The following is a 24300-nucleotide window of genomic DNA, read 5'->3' on the forward strand; positions in this document are numbered from 1 at the left end:
GCGGTGTTTGCAATTTATTCAGGACTCCTATTTGTTATTCACCGAGTTGTATATAAGTTTCCATTCCGAGTTTATCCAGGAAAAAGGATAAATTGAAGGTTATTGGCGAATATAACATTCCCCTCCTTTAGCAAGTGCCTGGATCTTATATTTTACAAATGTACTAGTTATCTATGGAGCGACTCAGGTAACCTAGCAATGTCTTTATTAATTCCTTTCATCTACATCTTCTTCTAGGGGTATATACTTATATATTTCACCAGATTTAGTAAGTTTGGTAAGCTTTTCCAACCAGCGATAATATATCAGGGCATCATTGAGTTGCTGATAATCCAATTCAGCTCTTTCTCGCAATGTTTCATCTGTTTCACTATCTTCTATTACCTCATTAAGTTGTTCTTGGGCTTTCTTGATACTAATCAAAAACATTTCCACTTCACGTTCCCATTTCATACCATAAAAATGAGAAAAATAATTGAAGAAATTCTTTTCAGCTACAAATGAATCTTTTCTCGATCCCTTCTGCCATACCCTTTGAACGATATTGATATCTTGAAGCTTTTTAACAGATGTACTCATGCTTGGTTTACTCATACCGAGTGCTTCTTTCATTTCATCCAAGGTCATTGGCTGATGTTTAAAATACATCATTCCGTACAGACGTCCCACTGAAGCGGTAACACCATACAGATCCATCGTTTCTGAAATCGTATTAACCATCAAACCCTCAGCCTGGTCGAGTTTTTCTTTATCCTTTTCATAATTAAAATTATTCCGATTCGCTTCCATTGTGGCACCTCTTTTTTTGTGGAAAATAAAAGCATTAGATACCTTTTGCTGTTAAGTTCATTAATAATTAATTAAATGTTTCTTCCATTTTATAATGAATATTACTGATATGCAACTACGCCAATAAAAAATTCCGAACAAGTATCAAAGAGAGAGACTGTTGAAATGCGTCTCATCATTGTAGCAGCAATCGGAGAGTTTTCTTGTAAACAAAAAGTTACCTTATTCAAAGGAAAGAGACGATTCTCTTACCAAGAATCATCTCTTTCCCTAACATTTATTTCATCCACTCTTCAGTTAAATCCCGATGTTCTTTCACCCATTTTTGTGCGCCTTTAATAGGATTGTCTTCATTTTCTTTGACATTAATCATTAATTCTTCTGTTGCTTATCGTTCAATTTAAAGTTTTTCATCCATTTACGATTATTTTTCCATTGAACCCTCAATTTTCTTATCTGCTTCATAAGCTTAGAGCAGCTTTGGTTAGTAACAATTTATCTCACTCCCAAAATATTTATCAACATCATTTCCAATTAGCAGAATAATAATAACCTTGATGAATGTAATAGAAGTTAATGTTAATATAAAAATATACAATAAAACTAGCGGGTAGAATTATGGAATAAGGGAGACTAATATTTTGGTTATGCTTTTAAAGCGAGTACTCTAGAAGGCGGGTTAGATTATTTAGGGTGCAATTGTTCAACAAGAATAGTCACTTTTTTAGTAAAGGGCAGAATTGTTTAAGAAAGAATAGCAAGATAAATTAAAATGTAAAGATTAATTGGGGTGGATATATGCCAATACTTCTTATTGGTTTATTGTTAGTGGTTTTATGTATTTGTTTTACAGTGATTTATTTCATAAAAACAGGGAAAGGTGTAAATTTCAAAAAAAATAGAGGACTCACCTTAATTTTTGTTTTAAGTTTAATCTCTTTAATCATTTGATTTTGCTCTTTTTGTATAATCAGTTATTACCTTCCCGTCCTCAAATCTCATATCATCACCAATGATAACACCGACGTAGTCAAATTCAAGGCCCTGACAAGTATGAATACAACCAGCCTCATCGATAGAGTTTTCGTCAATTGCCCAGGTAGAAGTATTACCTAAGTTCCAACTCATTCCAAAGTTATATTCTTCAATTTTAATATCGTGAAATATTGATTTAGTTCTATTTTCTTTAGGCCATTCCCAACAATAGCCGGAAACAATTCGAGATTTGTTATTTCGCTTATTTAGTTTCTTAATTTCCTCTTTCATCTGATTTGGATCAGAGAAAACCCGAAAGTCGTAATCCATACCTATTTCATTCGCATTTGCAGTCTCTCGGATTTGGAGAACATCATCCAGCCACGCTATATATCCATCAGATCCATCACATCTAAATTGAGAATCCAAAAATCCAGTTGTGACTTCCGCACCATATTCGTTTGCATATTCTTTTATCATTTCCACACTACCAATATCTTTTAGCGTGACACGTTGATTTTCATCGATAAAGAAAATAGACATATTTGCTGAATGTATAACTTCTTTCACTTGATTTTCACCTAGGTTTTGAAACATACCCGATTTTTCATTTAATCGGTGTGCTTCATCAACAACTAATACATCAAGTTCATTTACCACTGAATTTGTATAGCTGCCAGAACCTTTAAACAGGTTATCTATTCTACCTTTTTTAAAATCTCCTTTTAATTTAGTTGAGTATATATTACGTGGTGCTGAATTTTTAGTAACATATTGACAAGTCAAGCTTTTATTCGTTAATGCGACTAGCAAATTAATAGCGAGTACAGACTTTCCTGTTCCGGGCCCGCCTTCAATAATCATCACTTGTTTTGTGTCCGTCTCAACTGCCTTTTCTGCAAGCTGAAGTGCAGTTTCATATACAACTTTCTGTTCATCAATCATAACAAACTCTTGATTACCCTTTAGCATATTTGACAGTGCATCTTGTAACGATTTAGAAGGTCTAATCCTTCCTTGATCAATTTGGTAAATGATCTCTTTATTATCCCCGTATTTAATATGTTTTTTTATAAACTTTCTTAAGCGTTCTACGTCTCCCTTTGCATATACAGGAGCTAAATTTACATAATAGTCATAAATACTATCAGTTAACGGGTCGTTATTTTGCACCCGGTAATTATGTAAATATGCACATGGTTCAAGATGAATACCTTCATCTTGAACATTTTCATTGTAATCTTCAATTAATGCAGCATATGACCATGCTTGATATGAAGGGTGAGCAACTTCGTGTAATCCTCGATTTATTGCGGTCTTAACGATCGCTTCTTTTCCTTCTACTTTCTCAACTTCCGACCATTGTTTTAATTCAACAATGACCACTGTATCATTATCTCCATCATGACCAGACAGAAGAAAATCCACTCTTTTAGATGAATACGGGATTCTATATTCAATAGCAACTCCTGCGTTATCAGGTATACTACTATCATTTAAAACTCGATACATATGTAACATAGAATTATCCCATGAACGTATTTCGGATTGACTAGTTCTACCCAATTTTAATTGAAACTGCTCTAGAATGTGTGAAACTAGTACATCTTGATCTACGTGTTGAATGAACTCTTGCTTACTTGCTTCATAAACAATCAATTGTTAATCCCCCATAAAATACTCCAATATCTCTAGTGTGAATTTCAAATTTATTACGATGTTTATAGGTATTTTATCATAGATTTTAATGATTTGGGACAACGCTACAGTCGGTTTCATGGTACATCAAAATAAATATAAGAATCATTTTTTTATAAGCCAATATAATTCCTCAATGATTGCTTTCTGTATAGACCATAGCTCTTAATTGCATAAGCGATGTCTATTAAATATGCTTCTACTTCACCTAACCTTTTGTCATTCTCAATATCGACATATCCGAAATATTCTACAATATGGTCTGTCAGCCCGGGAAACAATAATAAATTTCTTGTTTTTACATTTAAGCTGATTCCTAGTGAATAGGCATAATAAAATTGTTTAACTAAGTCGTGCCAGCCTGGTAAGTTTCGTTTTATATTATAATATTTAGCATCTAATACATATAATGTATTATTCTCGTAATATAAAATATCAGGTATTTGTCGGGAAAAATTGTATGGATTATACTTATTATTATATACATGCCATTTAGGTTTCGGGATTAGATATTTAAAATGATCGTATTCGTTATTAAATAGCTCGCTACAAATGGCCTCCCAAATACTGTGGAAATATTGTGTAGCAAGTGTTTCCGGTTTTTCAGAATTATAATTACTAGAACCAAAAATAAAATACATTATATTATTTAATAAACTTACTTCTCTATCCACAAAGGTATTAGATATCGCTTGAGCTAAAATGTTTTTGGCGGTTTCAGTATCGCACGGAAGTGTATCATATCTAGGATCATATACAAAATCATCGATATTCAAGAGCCAACCACATTTCTTATGACTTTGTTAAACGGCGTATCTATGTAGTTTGTAAAGCAAGTTTTCCCTATCATTTGTCTTTACTTTAGCAACGAAATCTAAATATATGGGTCTATTATTCGACATCACTGGGTTTCTTCTATTTATTGTTTTTTGCCAATCGATGTTATTGCCAGTATTTATTGTATGCTGAAATGTTTGTTTTCGAATATAACCATGTAATAAAAAGTCTTTTAACAAATTAATAGCTGCCAAAAAACCCTCTGGATGTACCCCTTCCATACCACCCATTAGCTCATTTTCACCATCATGTATACCTATCTCTTCTTTATAACGAAGTAATGCATTTAAAAGTGCCTTTAATTGGAAACTTTCTTTTTTAACCGTACCAAAATATCCCTTAGGAAAAACTACGATTAGATAATTTTTATTAAAAATAAATCCCGTAAATTTAAATACTAATAATTTTCCAGTTTTCTTAATCAAGTTTCTTTTAAATAACTCTTCAGTTAATAGAAATTTAAATTCATTATAATCGTATTTATTTCCTTCTTCAAAACAGTAATAATCATCACTTATCATTGCTATCACCATTATTGTCATTTTCTTCAATGTACTGATTAATAACCGCTGTTTCATTAAATGTAAACTGAAAAACCTCTTCACCATTTAAAAATTTAGTATTTAGAATACCAAAGGTCTTTATTCCATTTTTAAATAACCTATGACGGTAATGTCTTACCACATCGTCCCACAAGTAAATCAATAGTTTGGATGCTACCAAGGTTTTATTTGACGGTTCACCTGGTTTCAAGAAATATGGACCTATTAATTTATCTTCATTAATTCCGATTTCTTTTAAATTTTCATTTAGATTACCTACAAAATCTCTCCATGGCACTAATTTATCGCTATACTGAACTTTTTCATCTTCATGTTCAATACCTTCTAATTCTATAGGCATATACTCAAAATTCCATCTTCTTTTAAAAGCTGAATCCAAAACATAAACTCCCTGATCAGCGCTATTCATCGTTGCTACTATATTCAAATTACTTGGAAGATAAATTTCCTTTGGCAACCACTCAATTTCCTTCTTTAAGTAGTTATATAATTCTAAGCTAGGTCTAATTGTATATTCACTTTTTCCAGTTTTATCACGATCTAATAGTTGAAATAAATCCCCAAATACAGCTGGAGCGTTAGCACGGTTTAATTCCTCTATAACTATGGTGATAATTTGACTTTCATTGGATAATGCTTTTTTTAAGGCAAGTGTAAATGGTCCAGGCACAAACTGATAATCAATGATCGGTTCACCTACGTTTATTTTTTTTCCTTCATACGTGTACAGTTGGTGGCTTTCATTTGTTGACTTATATAAAGGAAGCGGTTTATAACTTCCTACGAAATCATAATACGTATATTCTGGATGGAAGGTAACTCTAACCTTATTATTTGGGAACCTCTTACTTAGTTCAAAACTTTTACCTGTACCTGGAGCACCATAAAGAATTAAGTTTATGCCTTTTATTCTTGGAGACTCTTCAGAAATTATATATGTTGAATTATTTTCTAATAAAGTGTGTTCTCGAAAATCCACTAAAGTAGATTTGTCACGAGATGGATTAAAATTCCCATAACCAATATATGTACCTTGTTTTAAGTATTCAGTAAAAACACTACCATCTGATTCCTTAATACCTAAAACTATATACCCAACCTCTCTTTTTCTCTTTAAAAAAATTAAAAAATCGTTTGTAGATAACAAATGTCTAAAATTAACAAATTCCTTAGAATCATTACTAGAACATAGCTCGCCTTGATTTCTTTCTTCACGGTGTTTTGCGAATGTCGTAAAACAATGAATATTACTATGAAAAAGAGACTCATCATCATCTAATAGATAGTTTAGATTATCCATATTAAGTGTTACTGGAATTTTCATCAAAAATCTTCTTTTAAATGAATTATCTGCATTCTCTTTTTCAGCAATTAAAAATTGGTAATTTTCAATATATGGAAACAAATCTAATGATTTTCCTGTAATAGCAATATGAACTTGATTGGACTTCCTATCTTTCTGAATAGTATTTGTGGCTTTTAATTTTTTTATCCAAATGGCTTCTATATTGTCGTCAAACTCTCCCATGTCTAAGTTTATGTTTAGTTTGTCTAATAGCTGTTCTAATATGTTTAATACATCATTATACATTCTTATTACCCCCAATTAACAAGTTACATCATACCTTTCTTTAATATTAACATATAAGCTCTTCTAAACTTTAATTTTAAATGTTGATTCATTTTATACCCTGATATAAATAAATGTGTTATAATAAGAACATACTTTCTATGTTTATTTCGGAGGATTGAAAATGATCAAAAATGAATCAAAAGTAGGGCGTCCCGCTGGACGAAAAAAAACATCAAAAATAGAGATACTATTAGAACCTGAATTAAAAGATAATTTTATGATGTATCTACATGAGGAAAATAAATGTGCTTCAGTTCAAATTAGAGAATGGATTTTAGAGTATATAACCGATAATAAAAAAAACGATTAAAAATGGAGGGATTACATGTTAGAGACAGTTTCTTTATTTAGTGGTTGCGGTGGTTTAGATCTTGGTTTTATGCAGGCAGGATTTAATATAATTTGGGCAAATGATAATGACAAACATGCGGTTAAAGCGTACCAGGAAAACTTTGGTAACCACATACAATTTGGAAATATTACAGATATAAATCCGAAAGATATTCCAAAACATAAAGTTCTAATAGGGGGGTTCCCTTGCCAACCTTTCAGCATGATGGGTGGAAAATTAGGCTTTACAGATACAAGAGGAACGCTGTTTTTTAACATAGAAAAGATTTTAGAAGAACATAGTCCTGACATTGTTGTTTTAGAAAACGTGCGTCATTTAAAAACTCATGATAATGGGAATACATTTAAAGTAATAAAAGAAGTGCTAGAAAAAAAGTTAAATTACAAAGTTTATGCTAAAGTATTAAATAGTTCCGATTTTGGAGTTCCACAGACACGGAATCGTATTTTTATCGTCTGCTTTAAGGATCATTCTATTGATTTTTCTTTTCCCGATCCAATTTTATTAACATCCACAATGCAGGATTTACTAGATAAAGATGTTGATGTGAAATACTACCTTTCACAAAAGATCAAAAAAACCATTTTGGCTGAAGGTACGAAAAATTATAAAGCTAAGCCAGAAATAGACTTAAAGATTGCAAGACCTCTTTGTGCAACCATGCACAAAATGCATAGGGCTAGTCAAGACAATTATGTAACACAGCCAAGTGAAGTAGCATTGCAAGCTGGTAAAACACCCATTCGTCGGCTAACACCTTTAGAATGCGCTCGTCTTCAAGGCTTCCCAATTGATAATAACAAATACCAAATTGTTGTTTCAGATACACAAGCCTATAGACAATTTGGTAATGCAGTTACAGTTAGTGTAGCCAATCATGTGGCTCAAAGCATAATTAAAGCAATAAATACAGGAACAGAAAATAAAGAACATAACGAGGAGAAAATAAAGGATGTTGTACCAATTTAAAGACATATACTCCGATCAAAAAGCTAAAAAGGCATATATCAATGAAATTATAGAGATATTCAATATTCTAAAATTAACTGTTCCTTCGAGAGAACAATTAAATGAACCTCAAATGTCACTCGAGGGCTTAGGTGGAATACAACAACTTATTAAAATCGGAATTATAAACTCAGAGAAAGAAATGACTGAACTAAAAAATATCATAAATAAGAATTGCAAGTTTTCCTTTGATGAATTTTTTCAATATATTAAAGATCTAGATCAGAAATATAACACTGAACAAATTGACTGCAAAAGTTGTCCAATCAATAGTTATTGTGAATCTTACAGGAAACTTATTATTAAAGAAGAAGAAAAACATTCTAATAAACCTACCCTTATGGATTTATTTTGTGGTGCCGGCGGAATGTCACTCGGATTTAAACAAGAAGGATTCCGTATATCATTCGCTAATGATATAGAGCAATGTTGTATAGATACTTATATCCACAACCATCCAGAGGTACCGAAAAAGTATATCTTTCAAAACGATATTAATAATATTATCCCTGATATTAAAAAATATGTTAGATATTCAACTACAGATGTGATTATTGGTGGTCCCCCATGTCAAGGATTCAGTAATGCGAATCGTCAAAGAATCATTGACGATCCAAGAAATAAATTGTATAAGGCCTTTGTACAAATAGTAAATAAAATACAACCAAAGTTTTTTGTAATGGAAAACGTGGCTGGAATGAAGACAGTTGCTACTCAAGTAGTGGAAGATTTTAAAAGTATTGGATATGATGTCACTTTTGATATTCTTAATTCATATGATTTTGGGGTACCTCAAAATAGGAAAAGGTTAATTTTTATAGGAAATAGGATGGGAGTCAATAATGAAAAGGCTTTTGAGGAAATCAAAGAGTTAAATAAACACAAAAATAAGCATGTTCTAGAAGATGCAATTTCGAACCTTAGACCTTTAACAGCCTCAAGAATAAAAAATTCAACTGAGTTAGACACAGAAGAGCATGGCAGAAAAGTAGACTATAATCCATTTTTTGAGATTGAATCAGACTATCAATTGTTAATTAATAACTGTACTGATTCGATACCATATGTTTTCAATCACAAGGCACGGTACAACAATGACCGAGACATTGAGATATTTGGCCGCCTACATCAAGGGAATAAGTCGGATGATCCTAAAATTGCCGATATTATGCCTTATCAAAGCAGAAATAATATATTTAAAGATAAGTACTATAAGTTAGAAAATAATAAGCCGAGCAAAACTATCACAGCTCATATGAAATTTGATTGCAATATGTATATACATCCTACTCAAGCCAGAGGTCTTACACCCAGAGAGGCTGCCCGAATACAAACATATCCTGATTATTACATGTTTAAAGGCCCTTATACCAAGACTTATATGCAAATTGGCAATTCTGTTCCACCGTTAATGAGTAGAGGAATTGCAGAAGTTTTAAAGAAATATATTTAATTGTACTTCTGGGGGTGTAAGCTAAATTGTGTAAGTGAAAGAACATACTTTATAATGTATCCGTGGGTTTAGACACTAAAAATGAAAAAATAAGATAATACTAGTGCTATGAGTAAAAAACGAAGAAGATATAGTTCAGCGGAAAAAGCAAAGGTTGTTTTAGAAATATTGAGAGAAGAAAGTACTCTTAATGAAATCGCTCAAAAATATGAAGTAAGCCCACAACTTATTAGCAGGTGGAAGACGGAGTTTCTGAATAACATGCCTGCTGTCTTTGACAAAAAATCCACGGAATTAGAAAAACTTAAGCAGGAGCACGAGGCGGAAAAGGAGGAGTTAATTAATCAAATTGGACAGTTGACCGTGGACATGAATTGGCTGAAAAAAAAACAACAACAGGTCTCAGATTGGAGGAGAAAAGAGCACTAATAGACTTTGATAGTAAGGAGTTAACAGTTAAGCACCAGTGTAAACTATTAAACTTGTCTAGGGCAAGTGCTTACTATGAAATCAAGGTGCACCAGCCAAGTCAAGAGGAAATCAACATCAAAAATGCCATTGATCGAATACACCTTAATGAACCTGCATATGGCTGCCGAAGAATCCGAAATGAGTTAAGAAAACTAGGCTTTACCAATATAGGAATCAAGCGGACACGTCGTTATATGCGAGAAATGGGTATAACCGCGTTCTATCCCGGACCGAATCTGAGCAAGCGGGATTTGCAGGCACGAACGTACCCTTACCTGCTTCGGGGTACAAGCATTACCCACCGAAATCAGGTTTGGGGTATTGATATTACGTATTGTGGCACTCCAGCAGGCTTTATGTACCTTGTGATTATTATAGACTGGTATTCAAGATTTATCGTGGGGTGGTCTTTAAGCAACACAATGCAGACCGATTTTATTGTTCGTACAGTAGAGAAGGCTATTCAGGCGCATGGAATGCCCGAGATCATCAACAGTGATCAAGGAAGTCAATTCACATCCAAAGATTATATCAATTGCATCAAAAGCTATGAATCCATAAAAATCAGCATGGATGGTAGAGGACGCGCAAAAGACAATGCCAGAACGGAGCGTTTTTTCCGAAGTTACAAATGGGAAAGGCTTTACTTACTATACCCGGAGACGGTGTTGGAATTAAAACAAATGACGAAGCTCTACATGCATCATTACAACTGGAGTAGGCCACATCAAGCTTTAGGAGAAAAAACACCGGCCAATATACATTATGGAAGGAGCGATTAACCACAGCGAAGCTGCTTGCCCTTGACCGCCGTGCCACCCCTTAGTGATCGCTGGAAGGGGTCGGGGCCCCGCCAGCGGAACTTAGGAAGTGATTGGCCATGGTACGCTGGCTGTGCGGGTAGGAGCCGTAAAGGCTGAATTTTTCCCATCCGCCACAAGAGAACTACCATGGCATAAACAAGGTCAAGGGTGGTGGGCTTCAGCAAACCTTAAGACTTGGAAAAAAAGTGGCCGTTAAAGCGTCGGGGAGATTAGACTTTTAGGAAGGAGACTTTATCTTAAAAAATCGATTTTTGTGTCTTGACAAGTGGGCACATTACACTNAGGGTGGTGGGCTTCAGCAAACCTTAAGACTTGGAAAAAAAGTGGCCGTTAAAGCGTCGGGGAGATTAGACTTTTAGGAAGGAGACTTTATCTTAAAAAATCGATTTTTGTGTCTTGACAAGTGGGCACATTACACTTCTCTTACTATACAGTTTGGTTTACACACCCGATTTTTTTAAACTCTATTTAGGAAAGATACTATTATTTAATCATTTATAATTTATGTTTTAAATGATGATAAAGATCATCACCATTTAGTGAAATATTACTATCTTTTTATCCCTTTTACCTTAACGAGTTCTGAATCGTCTTTTTTTCAGTGAAACTTCCCTTCACCATCTCATTTTATACATCATTAAAATTTAAATTATCATAGACCAATTTGATTGGTAAACATACTCACAAATATCTTATTAAATAACTTCACATATTCCATAACTTAAATACTTTCCGATCGAATGTAAATATAATAAAACAAATAGAAGACCTTCGCTCTATCAAGCGAAAGTCTTTACTATCCACAAATCTTTTTATTATCTTAGTCAGTGTTCGTTTGATTTTATAAGTTTTATGCACTTAAAAACATCTTTATGCCAACACCTATAAGTACAATTGAAAGCATCTGAATAAGTAGCTTATTTGATATTTTAGTTGATAAATACACTCCTAATTGAGCACCGGCCAAAACGCCCATCCCGCTCCAAAAAACGATGGTCCAATTTATATTCCCATGAAATAGATGGATTCCAACACCTACTGCGGAGTATATACTAAGGGAAAAAACTGAGGTCGCCGTAGCACTATGAGGCGATTCATGTAAAATATAAATAAGTATTGGAACCATTAACCAGCCCCCACCAATACCGAAGAAACTAGATACCGTTCCTAAAAGAATACCAATCAATAATAGTAGTAACATTTTGCTTTTTCTCGGTAAAAATTGGTTTGACTCTACCTGAAGTAGAGCCCTACTACTATCCGCAGCAATTTCAACCTTAGATGTAGAAACATCCTCCAAATTATTGTACGGATTAGTTTTAGGTTTTCTTTTGACCAGTAAAAAAATCCCCAACGCAACAAGTACAAATCCAAATACCCATTTAAATGATTGAGGGGGGATCACTTGAGTTAGCCACACACCAATAAATGTTCCTGGGATTGCCCCCAATGTTAGGTTAACACCCAGCTGGTAATTGATACGCTGCTGCTTAATATAACCATATGCACCCGACACTGCATTTATTAGCACAACAGCAAGCCCCGTACCTGCTGCAACTTGTGGAGATAGGTTAAACATTAGCAATAAAACTGGTACTAAAATAAAACCACCACCAGCGCCAACCATCATTCCATAGGTTCCCGCCGCCAAACCTATTAAGAGAAGGCATAATCCCGTACTTATCGCCATAAGATTCCTCCAACCAAATGAAGCACGTTAAGATAAAAATAGAAACGAATACCTTGTTGCTTACTGATATTGTCTATAAATATTGCGCATAATAAAGTTATCATTTTCTTCAGCGTATTTTTTAACTGCTTCATTTTTTAATTGTTTCGCTTCTTCTATATCCTTCGATACAATCAGTATATCAAGAAGATGCATAGCCATTTGATATTCTTCTCTTTCAATTAACTCACGACACCTTGTAAGGATAACACTATCGTTTTGTATGAGAGATAGTAATTCAGCAGCAATCTCTTTTGACTTGCTAGGATTTAAATTAGTAGGGTTACCATCAAACCATCCGGTATATCTACGATAAACTCCTTTAATAGAAAAGTTCAGGCATCCGTAAGTTTGTTGTACATAAGGACTATTTCTCAAATGTTCTGGAAGCTGAATGGATTCAACCATGTACTCAAGAGGGGTTCCTTTATTTATGTGTAGAATTACCTCTTCATGAATAAAGTACAGTGTATCAATCACATCTTGGAGAGCGGTTTGAATCGTTTCTTTTTCTTTTAGTGCACTCCCATGTCCTGGTACTAGTATTTCGGGATGCAATTCTTTGATTTTTTCTAATGTTTCATACCATTCTCGTTCATAGCGTATGACCTTTAAAGGATTTCCGATATTAGGAAAAGACCAAATAAAAAAGTCCCCACTGTATACAATGTTATCCCCTTTAACATATATAAAACAGTGATCATCAGTCTCCCCTTTGCCGTGGACAATTTGAATATCCTTTCCTCCGAGTGAAAATTCATAGTTATTGTGAAAAGTAACATCCGGAGGGCAAAATTCAAAGGATTGCAGTCCTAGTTTGTTTTGAAATTGCAATGAATTAATTCTTAAATGATATTCTTCCAATTTCTTGTACTTTAAGAATCTCTCATTTATATTTTCGTGACCAATCACTTTAGTTCCCGGTTCTTTAAAAACATCAGTTGAATGGACATGATCTAAATGTCCGTGTGTATAAATAATATATTTTATAGGAAGATTGGTTTTTTCCCGGATTTTACTGTAAATATCGTTTGCATGACTTTTACTTACAGATGTATCTATGACTACAACTCCTTCTGAAGTAAAAATAACGCCTACATTCGCAAACCCCTTCACAAAATAATGATCCTCTTTTAATTTTATAAGTTTAACCTCTTTTTTAGAGTTTCCTGAGGTTTGATCCATGACTTTATCAATACTTCGAAGTTTATGATTAGAATTCATTATTTTCTTCACTCCCTTTCTAGACGTTTGATACTAATGATTTCCCCACAATTAACGTATCTAGTGCTGATACTCCCTCACCCTCTTTATGAACAACTAAAGGATTAATATCCAATTCTTGCAAAGAATCTCTATGATCCCAGCAAAAAAAAGAGAGATTAATTAATGCAGTTACAAGTGCATCTATATCTGAAGGATCTTCCTTTCTTACTCCTTCTAAAATTTTATATCCTTTAATACTTCTAACCATTTCTTCGGCATCTCTACGAGTTAACGGTGCTTTCTTTACAGCTACGTCTGATAACACCTCTACATAAATCCCTCCTAATCCGAACATCATACAAGGTCCGAACAAAGGGTCTTGAAAACAGCCAATAAAAACTTCCTTTCCTTCATCACACATCTCTTCGACCAATATGCCATCCAGTTTCACTTCGGAAGAACCATTTAAACAATTTGAGACAATTTTATTGTACGAATGAAGTATTTCATCTTGTGAAACAAGACCTGTTATCACTGCTCCCATCTCACTTTTATGCGTAATGTCTTTTGAATTTGCTTTTAAAACAATGGGATAACCGATTTCTTCAGCAATTTGGACTGCCTCATCTGCCGAACTAGCTACCCTCCCCCTAGGAATAGGAATGCCATATTTAGAAATGATTTGTTTTCCAAGATGTTCTGTCAAAATACCTTCAAATGCTGTAGTACTTTCTGGTTCTCGCAAATAATTTGCTTTGTTTCCAACAATCGTTTCCTTATTTTTATAATAATTCATTAGATTGTTAACTGCTGTTACAGCTCGGGTTGGAGTGGGTAGCCAGCAAACATCCCCAGATATTAGTGCTTCCCTAGTCTCTTTCGAAGCACCACTCCAGCACACAATAAACGTCTTGTTTGTTTGTTTAGATACTTCAATTAGTTTCGGAACTAAATATGGGGATAAAGAATGACCGATTTGCATATAAAAAACTACAGCTTCAATATTTTCATCTCCTAATAAAACCTCTAGGGACTCTTGAAGATTATCTAAATACTGAATTGCCTGTGCAGTAACATCAACAGGATTTGTCACTGCTGCAAAAGGTGGTAATAATTCTTTTAATCTAGCAGTAGTTTCAGGCATAAGTTTAGCAATCTCTACACCGTACTCTTCACATTTATCAGCCATTACAATACCCGTTCCTCCAGAAATTGTTACAATCCCAAGTCCTCCTCGTTTTGGAGAGACTTTTACTTTATTAAACACGGTTAACGTATCTATCAATTCTTCTTCATTCGATACCTGAACAACATTATTTTGTTTAAAGAAACTTTTATAAACTGATTGATTTCCAGCCAATGAGGAAGTATGTGAAGTGGCTGCTTCAGCACCCTTTCTTGAATTTCCTACTTTCATCAATACAAGTGGTTTGTTATTTTTATGGGCAGTATTTATTGCTTTCGTCATTTTGGTAACATCCCTGGCTCCTTCAATATAACCACCAATAACTTTAATTGTTTCAACCTTAGCAAAGTATTCAACAAAGTCGAAGAAATCAACGTTTGCTTCATTACCTGTCGATACAGAATAGTCATAGCCCAGACCTAGTTCTTTTGCTAGTTCATAAGTAAAAGACCCAAAAGCCCCACTTTGGGTAACGAATGCAACTGGTTCATGCTGTGTAAATCCATGCGCGGCAAATGTTGCAAGCATACCCTTATTCCTGTTATAAAGCCCTAATGAATTGGGCCCGCATACTGGAATCTTGGACCGTTCACAAAAAGAGGCTAATTTTTCTTGTAGTACCTTCCCTTTGCTGCCCGCTTCAGAAAATCCCGAACTAAACACAACTGCACTTTTAATTTCCCGCTGAGCCAAACGTTCCAAAATAGGTAATACATAATCTGCACCAACTGAAACTATTGCCAAATCAATTTCTTTCGGTAAGCTCTCTATCTCCTTAAAACATTTATAACCAGCTATTTCTTTATACTTTGGATTAACCGGGTAAACCTTTCCTTGATAGCCATTAGCTTTTAAATTGTGCAAAGGGATCGCACTTAGTTTTCCCTCCCCTCCAGATGCTCCAATGATAGTGATAGACTTCGGATCAAACATTGGATTTAAATCTAAATTCAACTTTACACCCCCATTTTTAATTAAAAGAAAAAAGAAATTATATACCTTCTATATTCATCAACTGTTTCCTACCTCTATTTCTTTTTCCGCATTTACCGAGTAAAAATTTCTAAAAAACAGATTATTTGAATTAGAGGACATTTCTTTCAGCACATTAGCTTTTAATAAGTGCATTTCTTTATCTTCGGGGTCCTCTATTAATATCAAATCGATAAGGTGCAATGAAAGCTGATTTTTGCCTTTAGCGTGATAATCTTTTGCTTTTCTTATGATCTTTTCTTTACTGCCAATTAAATCAAAAATAACCCTATTCACTTCTTTTACTGGGGATGAAGATAAACTTGTCGGGTTGCCATCGTACCATCCTGTATACCTTCGATGGATTCCCCTAATAACAAATTCCCTGCAACCATATAGCTCTTTAATATAAGGACTGTTGGCCAGCTTTTCAGGCACTTTAATTTCGCTAAGCATTTTATCTAAAGAAGACATTTTGTTAATATGCTTCACGCATTCTTCATGTAAATACTTCAAAACGTTGGACGTATCACCCAGACAATCTTCTATCTCTTGCCTGCCTATTAAACTTCTTCCGTGTCCTACTCCAATTGCTTTTGGTCTTAAGGAAAGAATTCGATCCAACATTTCATACCATTCTCTTTCATATCTAATTACCTTATTAGGGTTTCCTATATTCGGAAATGCCCAAATAATAAAATCCCCTATAAAACAAATTCGATTTTCCGGAATATAAATTACGGTGGCATCATCAGTCTCGCCTTTTCCATGTATTAATCTAAACGTTTTCCCGCCTAACTCAAATGTATACTCCTGATCGTAAGTAATGTCTGGATAGACATACTTCCTAACTTTTGAAGTTAACTTCTTTTTGAATTGAAGGCTGTTTATAGCTAAGTGATGCTCGTTAAGTTTTGTGTAACGATCAAATCTTTTGTTAACGTTACGATGTCCAATAACCGTAGCCCCTTCCTCCTTGAAAACAGAAGCACCACCGACATGATCCCCATGGCCATGAGTATAAATAAGATACTTAATGGGTTTATTAGTTAATTTTCGAATTTCTTTTATTACGGCCCTGGCTCCTGAACGTGAAATGGTTGAATCTATTACAACAACTCCCTCCTCAGTGATAACGAAACCAACATTGCCAAAACCAAAATTAATACCACTGTAAAACCCTTCGCTGAGTTTTTCTAATCTAGAATCAGAACCATATTCCCAGTTAACGTTTCCTTCAGATACTCTATTTTGAAATTCATCCGTCTTCACATAGTCCATTTTATCTCTCCTCTAATAATTTTAGAATTACATCACGTTTGACGCCTTAATCTTGCAAATTAAAGAGTAGTTATTTCATTTCTGAAGGTATTCTCTCATCAGGAATTTCAATACCTTGTTCCTCGTAATACTTAATCGCACCTGGATGTAACGGTATCGCTATTGGTTGAATTGCATTTTCAAGTGTAATCCCTTCGGCTGAAGGATGATATTTTGTCAGTTCTTGTGCGTTTTCGATGAGGAATTTAGTGAATTCGTAGATAGTCTCATCATCTACATCCTTACTGGTTATATAATATCTGGTTGATTGGGAAGTGAGTGCTTCTTCTTCTTGCCCACTGTAAACACCCTTTGGAATTGTATAGAGTTCAGCACCTGGATCAAATTCCTTTTGAACTTCCTTCAAAATTTCTTCCTCTATCGGTAATATCTTAATGCTTGTTGTCTGATCCAAACTTTCATATCCTGGTGAGGGAACTGTTGACCAAGTAACAAGCGCATCGATCTTTCCATCTTTCAACGCATCGATCTGCTCTGTGCCTGGAAGTGTTTGAAGATCGTAATCAGCACCTATTTTTTTCCAGCATTTTCCATTATAAATTCCACTACCATATGAGCTGTTCCTTGAAAGGTAGCTATCATGTCATTGTCTTTAAAATCAGCTATAGAATCAATTCCTGAATCATCTCTTACAATAAACTGTATAATTGGGGGTGGGACTGCAACAACACCACGGATCCCTTCATATTGCTCCCCTTCAAATGTATGGGTACCATTATAGGCAAACTTCCCATTTGAACCCACAATGTTTGTCAATTCTCCTTTACCTTTCATTACCTTCCGAATAGCACCCATATTGCCTGCTGCATCTGAAATTGTATAGCTTATTTCTTCATCTTGCTCCTTGGCCATTTGCGCCATACCCGAAGCAATTAGATAATCGTTGCCAGATGGGACCATGAAAATCCGTACTTGGTTAGAATCTACTTTTTGCCCTCCAGCCTCACCACTACTGCACCCAGACATAATGACGAGTACTACCAAAATAATGAGAAAAAAAATCTTTTTCATTTTTCCTTTCCCTCCTAAATTTTTATTTTATATAAAGCAAATTCAAATCCCGAACTATGCATTAATCCCACCCTTCTTTCAAAAATAAGTTGACTATTTATCGGTGATTAACCTCACTTCTAACCAGCATTGTGCCCTAATTTATCTTTTACCTCCATTTTTTTTGTTTTGATTTTATACTCATTAAAAGTAATCACTGCGAAAATAAAGTAACTTACTAAGTCTGTATAAATATTGGATTGTACAAGAAATATCCCAGAAATCAGCAACAGCAAACGCTTCCATAATTGAAGTTGTTGAAATATATAACCTTGAGCAGCCATAGAAATAGCTATGACACCAACTACAGCAGATAAAAGAGCCAGGATTAGACTAAGGCCAGCTCCCTGTAAAAGAAGTTCAGGATTATACACAAACATAAATGGCAAAATAAATGAACAAATCGCCAACCTGCTAGATGTTATACCTGTTTTCATCACATTCGATCCCGCAAGCGCAGCCCCTGCATATGCTGCAAAAGCAATCGGCGGCGTAACATAAGAAACTACTCCAAAAAACAACACAAACATGTGAGCAGCTATGGGGAGAACTCCCATCTCAATAAGCGTTGGTGCAACTAAAACTGATAACACCATATAGGAGACAATCGTCGGTAACGCCATCCCCATGATAATAGACGCAATCATGGTGAAAATTAATAATAGAAACATACTTCCTTGGGACAACTCCAATAAGATGGATGATAGTCTTGGGCCTAAGCCTGTTAATGAAAAACTTCCAATAATAATCCCAGCACATGCACAAGCAATTGCTATTTCCATTGTCCCTGTTGCACCTTGTTCCAGTACCTTAAAAAACTGCTTCAAAGTTAACCGATTTTTTTTATTAAATAGATTTATAATGACTAGTAGAGCTATTGAATAAAAGGCAGATAATGCAGGCGAATAGTCCAATATGAGCAAAAGATATAATAGAAGGAGCAAAGGAAGACCTTGAAACCAACCTTTTTTCACAACCTTCTTTAATGAAGGCAGTTCTTTTTTAGGAATGCCTTTCAAATTATTCTTAGATGCCTCAAGATCTACCATAATGAGCAATGCAAGATAATATAGAATAGCTGGTACAATTGCAGCAATAACTACATCACTATACGGAATCCCTAATGTATCAGCCATAATAAAAGCTGTGGCCCCCATAATCGGAGGCATAAATTGCCCACCAGTTGAAGCTGCGGCCTCAACTGCTCCCGAAAAATGCGGTTTATAACCTAAGCGCTTCATAAGTGGGATAGTAATTGTTCCTGTACTCACTACATTAGCGGTAGGACTCCCTGTAATGCTTCCAAAAAAGCCACTACTAATAACAGACATTTTTGCGGGGCCTCCTCGAACCCAACCGATAAGAGAATTTGAAATATCCATGAAAAATTCTCCTGCTCCCGTGGCCATCAAGAAATAGGCTAATAAAATAAAAACGACTAATAATGTTGCTGAGACTCCAAGAGCTACACCATAAATACCATCTAGTGATAAAAATAGATAACTAGTTATATCAGCAAGATCATTACCCGGGTGGGCAAAGGCCTGAGGCCAGTGATCACCCGTTAAAGCATAAATAAGTAAACATATTGCTACTATCGGAAGGGCTACTCCCAATACCCGTCTTGTTGCTTCAAGGACTAATAATAAAGCAATAAATCCAAAAATATAGTCTGAAACTATTGGTAAACCAACCCTTGTGTATAGAACATCAGCATTACTATATATATAAACACCGACTGCCAGACTTGCTAAAGCCATCATAACGTCGATAACTAAAAATAATTTACTGCTTTTTACCTTTACTGATGGTGGTACCAATATAAAAATTAAGGTAAGTGCAAAAGTTAAATGAATAGAACGGTGAATGATTGCGTCAGGTGGGCCAAAATAAACTGTATACAGTTGATAGGCAGACCATATAATTGCTATAAATGAAACGATAACTGCTATTGGTTTATCAAATTGTCGCCGTTTCCCTTGAGTAAATGATAATTGTTGATCCTTGTTCTCATTACTTGGTAGCTTTTCTGAACTCATTTTATCTCCTCCCAATTATTAATGAATTTAAAATACTTATCATAATAAGGTCTTATTTTTACAAAAAAGAAGTAATCAAATTTTTGAAAGCGCTATCTTTTAAAACGTCAATGTATTTGACAGAACATTTTAAACTATTTAAAATTTATTATATATATAACCTCTTTTCAAGTAAAGCAACGATTTGTTATATAATCTTAACCAATAGTTATATTGATGAATATAAACAGGAGGTGGAGCAATGAATTTTGAACAGTTGGTCTATATAGTTGAAATCGCAAAAACTGGATCAATCGTTTCCGCTGCAAATAAATTGCATGTTTCTCAAGCTGGAATTAGTAAAGCACTTAGCAATCTGGAGGCGGAACTGAAAATAAAACTATTTAAACGGTCTAGGAACGGTACCTTTCCAACCGAAGAAGGAAAAGATCTTATTAAAAAGGCTCACGAAATAGTAATCAAATTGGAAGCATTTAAGGAGGAAGCAAAGATACAAACCTCCCTAATTAACGATGAGTTAAAAGTATCAACGACCCCTGGACTTTTTGTGCCAATTATAAAAACCCTACCATTGTTCAAGAAGGCCTTTCCAAATGTTAATATCGAAATTATAGAAGGAACCGCAGGAAATGTTGTACAAAATGTTAAAAAAAATAATATTAATCTTGGATTGGTTTTTCTTAATGATCACATCTATCAGGACGAAAATTTGGAGTATGAAAAAATGTTTGATGCACAGTTGGTAGTATCGGTCAACAAAAATTCACCCTTAGCTCACAGAAAAACCTTAACCCCCCACGATTTAGGGGAACAATCTCTTGTGATATACAATGGTGAAAACATGATTATATTTGTCCAGGAACTTTTTAAAAAATATAATACTCCAATGCACATTTTATTCAAATCAAATGATGTTGAAGGGATAATTAGAACAGTTGTAGAAGATTTGGCAATTGGCTTTAAACTAGATTATGGGCTTAGAAATGAGCCCTACTTCCAAAGCGACAATATTGTTCATATTCCGTTATACGATGATGGTCCTATCATTGCATCCTTTGGTTGGATACGATCTAAAAACCAGCTTTTTTCAATTTCAGCAAAAGAATTTCTTAAATATTTTAAATATAACGTTTCGAATATAAATTGGTGAGTAGACCATTTAGAGAACAGCAATATTTTAATGAAGCATTTTAGATAACATTGTTCTAGGTAAATACGCACCAATATACTTAATTACTCCAAAATTCAATATGTCCTGCAAATAGTCTTTTATTTTGTTCTGGTGAGTGCCTTTCAATTTTCAAATATCAAACCAACCCTTTGTATCCCCAAAAACCAAAAGTGGTACAATAAGAAAGAACCATAAATAACAACTCACATGGAGGTAACATGCTTACATTTGAAGAAAAGCTAGCAATTATTGAATCATTTCCTGAATTAGAGCGTCATGACGTATCCCTTGGTCGTGTTAATTTTCACTTTGAAGAAAGTGTCATGGATAAAAAAATCGTGGTGTATCGTCTGCATCCAAATGGAAATGGATTTGTGTATGCTGAACTAATCGATGCTGACTATCCTACCGATTCTAAAGGGATGGTAAACATACGTGATTTTACGGAGCAAGAACTTCGTGAAATCATAACACAATCTATGGCATCGCTATCTGAACAGGAACCTTTTGAAGAAACATGGATAAATGTAGAGAATCAAACACTGAAATTAATTAACGAATATGACACATGGAATATTTATGCGGGAGACATGTTGGACGGATCCTACGCAACACTAAATGGCGCGATTGACTATCTTCAACAGGAAGGTTTTAGACGCATGCAGGAAGAAGATCATGAATAGAATATTAAAAGAACCTTTCCTTTGTTGGAGGTTCTTTTTTTGTATACTGAATAGTTAAGCTCACGCATCCTCGGCCAAATTCCAATTCACCATAATCATAATCAGCAGATATATGGAAAAGTTTATTTTTTAATAGACAGAATATTATTGACGTATTTTCAAATAAATCCTAAGATAACTAATAGGACTAATATTCTATAAGTTATATTGAAAGCGAATTCACTCTAGGAAATTTTTCTCAACAAGAATCAATTTTTTAAAGCCTCACTTATCTATGTTTCAAATACAAGGGGGAACTAGGATGGTAGTAGAAGGAGAAGTGTTATGGAAACCAAGTGCGTCCTATAAGAAAAAGGCGAATATTACGAAATACATGAAATGGCTTAAGGACACGAAGGAATTGGAATTCAATGATTATAATGCACTCTGGCACTGGTCTGTAAACGAACTAGAGGCGTTTTGGGAATCTATTTGGGAATATTTCCAGGTGGAGTCTGCCACACCTTACCAATGTGTGTTGGAAAACAAAGAAATGCCTGGTGCAAAGTGGTTTCCTGGTTCGACATTGAACTATGTAGAACACATTATGCGACAAGGTGAGCCGGATAAGGTTGCAATTTTCCATGAATCAGAAATTCGTCCACTTGATGAAATGACGTGGGGTACATTCAAGAAACAAGTATTGATCCTTGCAAATGAATTAAGGAAAATGGGTGTGAAACGAGGAGATCGTGTTGCGGCATATCTTCCAAATATACCGGAAACCGTTGTTGCGATGATGGCCTCAATGAGTATTGGTGCTGTATGGTCTAGTTGTTCGCCAGACTTTGGAAGCAAAAGTGTGCTAGATCGTTTGCAACAAATTGAACCCAAAGTATTATTCACCATCGACGGCTACAAATATGCTGGTAAAACCTTTGACCGTAGAGAAGAAGTTCGTAACATTGTGTGTGACTTGCCAAGTGTGGAGCATATTGTGCATGTTCCATATCTATTTGAAAATGATCGAAAGGCTCCTAGTGAAAATGCTGTTGTCTGGAGTGATTTACTGAATCAACCAGAAATCCCCTTTTCGCAGTTTGAATTTGAAAAGGTTCCATTTGATCATCCACTACAAATCATGTATTCATCTGGAACAACAGGTGTACCAAAGGCCATCGTACATAGCCACGGCGGAATTTTACTAGAATCTTATAAAATCTTAACATTACACGCCAACCTTGGCCCGGAAAGTCGTTTACTCTTTTACACCACAACCGGATGGATGATGTTTAATATTTTGACGAGTGGATTACTAACAGGATCTGCGCTAGTTTTATACGACGGGAATCCTGGATATCCGCATATAGGCAGGCTTTGGGAAATCGCAGAAAAAACGAAGACAACTTCATTTGGGGCAAGTCCAATGTATGTGAACTTAATGAAAAAGGCTGGCCTATCTCCAATGGAAACATACGATTTATCGAATTTGGAGTCGATCGTGTTAAGTGGTGCACCAGCAAGTCCCGAAGTGTTTGAGTGGATCTATGAGAATGTGAAGAAAGATCTGTGGCTTTCCTCGCAAAGTGGTGGTACAGACATTTGCTCAGGATTTGTTACCGGTGTCCCGACTGAACCTGTCTATGCCGGTGAAATGCAGGTTCGTGGCCTTGGTGTAGATGTGCATTCCTATACAGATGATGGCAAATCGATTAAAGACGATGTTGGTGAGTTAGTCGTCCTGCAACCAATGCCATCCATGCCGATTTACTTCTGGAATGATGAGAGTAACAAACGACTAATTGACAGCTATTATGACATGTATCCAGGAATTTGGCGGCAAGGGGATAATTTAAAAATAACTTCACGAGGAACCTGTATCATTTACGGACGTTCAGATTCTACACTGAATCGAAATGGCGTACGAATGGGAACGAGCGAGATCTATGCTGCAGTTGAATCACTAGATGAAATTCAGGATAGCATTATCATAAACTTAGACCTGCCAAACAGCCGCTCATTTATGCCATTATTTGTTGTCGTGAAACAGGGAATTGCATTTGATGAAGCATTAAAGAACAAGATTAATACGAAGATCCGTACCTTATTTTCACCTAAACATGTACCAGACGAAATCTACCAAATCCAGCAAGTGCCATATACACTTACTGGCAAGAAAATGGAAGTTCCAATCCGGAAAATCATCACGGGAGTACCAGAGACGCAAGCTGCGAAACGAGATGCAATGGCTAACCCTACTTCCCTCGATTATTTTGCCAGCTTTGCAAAGAATGAATTTCCTAGTATTCAAGGGCAGAAACAAACGAATGGATAAATGAAT

The 24300-nt window shown here is 35.0% G+C and carries 16 protein-coding genes and 2 pseudogenes; 7 read left to right on the top strand and 11 right to left on the bottom strand.

All coding sequences use genetic code 11. From position 1 onward, the window contains the following. Window positions 1–207 precede the first annotated feature (207 nt). From cudC to C8270_RS19020, 4 genes and pseudogenes are all read right to left on the bottom strand, one after another. On the bottom strand, window positions 208–789 hold the full coding sequence (gene cudC / locus C8270_RS19000; protein ID WP_106498340.1) for a choline uptake/conversion transcriptional regulator CudC: 582 nt from the start codon (window positions 787–789) through the stop codon (window positions 208–210). Between the two features lie 939 nt (window positions 790–1728). Beyond that, the gene (locus C8270_RS19005; protein WP_106498341.1) at window positions 1729–3423 is read right to left on the bottom strand and encodes a DUF2075 domain-containing protein; all 1695 of its coding nucleotides are present in this window, start codon (window positions 3421–3423) and stop codon (window positions 1729–1731) included. 152 nt (window positions 3424–3575) lie between these two features. Further along, window positions 3576–4907, bottom strand: a pseudogene (locus tag C8270_RS20530) (LlaJI family restriction endonuclease). Continuing rightward, window positions 4810–6453, bottom strand: a complete 1644-nt coding sequence (locus C8270_RS19020) for an AAA family ATPase (RefSeq protein ID WP_106498344.1) — start codon at window positions 6451–6453, stop codon at window positions 4810–4812. The pseudogene C8270_RS20530 and the gene C8270_RS19020 overlap by 98 nt, the downstream one beginning before the upstream one ends. Window positions 6454–6616: 163 nt before the next feature. On the opposite strand from C8270_RS19020, the gene C8270_RS19025 reads away from it, so the two are divergent. The 4 genes and pseudogenes from C8270_RS19025 (at window position 6617) to C8270_RS19040 (ending at window position 10561) form a co-directional block, all read left to right on the top strand. After that, window positions 6617–6805: an antitoxin gene (locus C8270_RS19025; RefSeq protein WP_106498345.1), complete on the top strand. Its 189-nt coding sequence runs from the start codon at window positions 6617–6619 to the stop codon at window positions 6803–6805. 15 nt (window positions 6806–6820) lie between these two features. Further along, entirely contained in the window at window positions 6821–7816 is a 996-nt protein-coding gene (locus C8270_RS19030; protein WP_106498346.1) for a DNA cytosine methyltransferase, read from the top strand. Then, complete coding sequence (locus C8270_RS19035; protein WP_199794703.1) at window positions 7800–9308, top strand: DNA cytosine methyltransferase; 1509 nt, start codon at window positions 7800–7802, stop codon at window positions 9306–9308. Before C8270_RS19030 ends, C8270_RS19035 begins: the two co-directional genes overlap by 17 nt. Window positions 9309–9416: 108 nt before the next feature. Then, a pseudogene (locus C8270_RS19040) lies at window positions 9417–10561 on the top strand (IS3 family transposase). Between the two features lie 892 nt (window positions 10562–11453). On the opposite strand, the gene C8270_RS19045 reads toward C8270_RS19040, so the two are convergent. From C8270_RS19045 to C8270_RS19075, 7 genes are all read right to left on the bottom strand, one after another. Further along, window positions 11454–12293, bottom strand: a complete 840-nt coding sequence (locus C8270_RS19045) for a sulfite exporter TauE/SafE family protein (RefSeq protein ID WP_106498347.1) — start codon at window positions 12291–12293, stop codon at window positions 11454–11456. Between the two features lie 60 nt (window positions 12294–12353). Continuing rightward, on the bottom strand, window positions 12354–13556 hold the full coding sequence (locus C8270_RS19050) for an alkyl sulfatase dimerization domain-containing protein (protein ID WP_106498348.1): 1203 nt from the start codon (window positions 13554–13556) through the stop codon (window positions 12354–12356). Between the two features lie 19 nt (window positions 13557–13575). Further along, entirely contained in the window at window positions 13576–15678 is a 2103-nt protein-coding gene (locus tag C8270_RS19055; protein WP_234028601.1) for an acetate--CoA ligase family protein, read from the bottom strand. Between the two features lie 57 nt (window positions 15679–15735). After that, on the bottom strand, window positions 15736–16977 hold the full coding sequence (locus C8270_RS19060; protein WP_106498349.1) for an alkyl sulfatase dimerization domain-containing protein: 1242 nt from the start codon (window positions 16975–16977) through the stop codon (window positions 15736–15738). Between the two features lie 70 nt (window positions 16978–17047). Continuing rightward, a complete protein-coding gene (locus tag C8270_RS20710; RefSeq protein ID WP_106498350.1) occupies window positions 17048–17578 on the bottom strand; it encodes a TAXI family TRAP transporter solute-binding subunit in 531 nt (176 codons plus the stop codon). After that, a complete protein-coding gene (locus C8270_RS20715; RefSeq protein ID WP_106498351.1) occupies window positions 17548–18048 on the bottom strand; it encodes a TAXI family TRAP transporter solute-binding subunit in 501 nt (166 codons plus the stop codon). Before C8270_RS20715 ends, C8270_RS20710 begins: the two co-directional genes overlap by 31 nt. Before the next feature lie 119 nt (window positions 18049–18167). Next, complete coding sequence (locus C8270_RS19075) at window positions 18168–20126, bottom strand: TRAP transporter permease (RefSeq protein WP_106498352.1); 1959 nt, start codon at window positions 20124–20126, stop codon at window positions 18168–18170. 241 nt (window positions 20127–20367) lie between these two features. Between C8270_RS19075 and C8270_RS19080 the strand changes: the two genes are divergently transcribed. The 3 genes from C8270_RS19080 (at window position 20368) to C8270_RS19090 (ending at window position 24294) form a co-directional block, all read left to right on the top strand. Continuing rightward, a complete protein-coding gene (locus tag C8270_RS19080; RefSeq protein WP_106498353.1) occupies window positions 20368–21276 on the top strand; it encodes a LysR family transcriptional regulator in 909 nt (302 codons plus the stop codon). Window positions 21277–21515: 239 nt separating this feature from the next. Next, window positions 21516–21980, top strand: coding sequence for a hypothetical protein (locus tag C8270_RS19085; RefSeq protein ID WP_106498354.1), 465 nt, complete (start codon window positions 21516–21518; stop codon window positions 21978–21980). A gap of 301 nt (window positions 21981–22281) precedes the next feature. Then, window positions 22282–24294 (top strand): acetoacetate--CoA ligase, encoded by a 2013-nt coding sequence (locus C8270_RS19090; protein ID WP_106498355.1) that lies wholly within the window; start codon window positions 22282–22284, stop codon window positions 24292–24294. The last annotated feature ends 6 nt before the right edge of the window (window positions 24295–24300 follow it).

The sequence above is a fragment of the Lentibacillus sp. Marseille-P4043 genome (genome assembly GCF_900258515.1).
Classification (GTDB): domain Bacteria; phylum Bacillota; class Bacilli; order Bacillales; family Amphibacillaceae; genus Lentibacillus_C.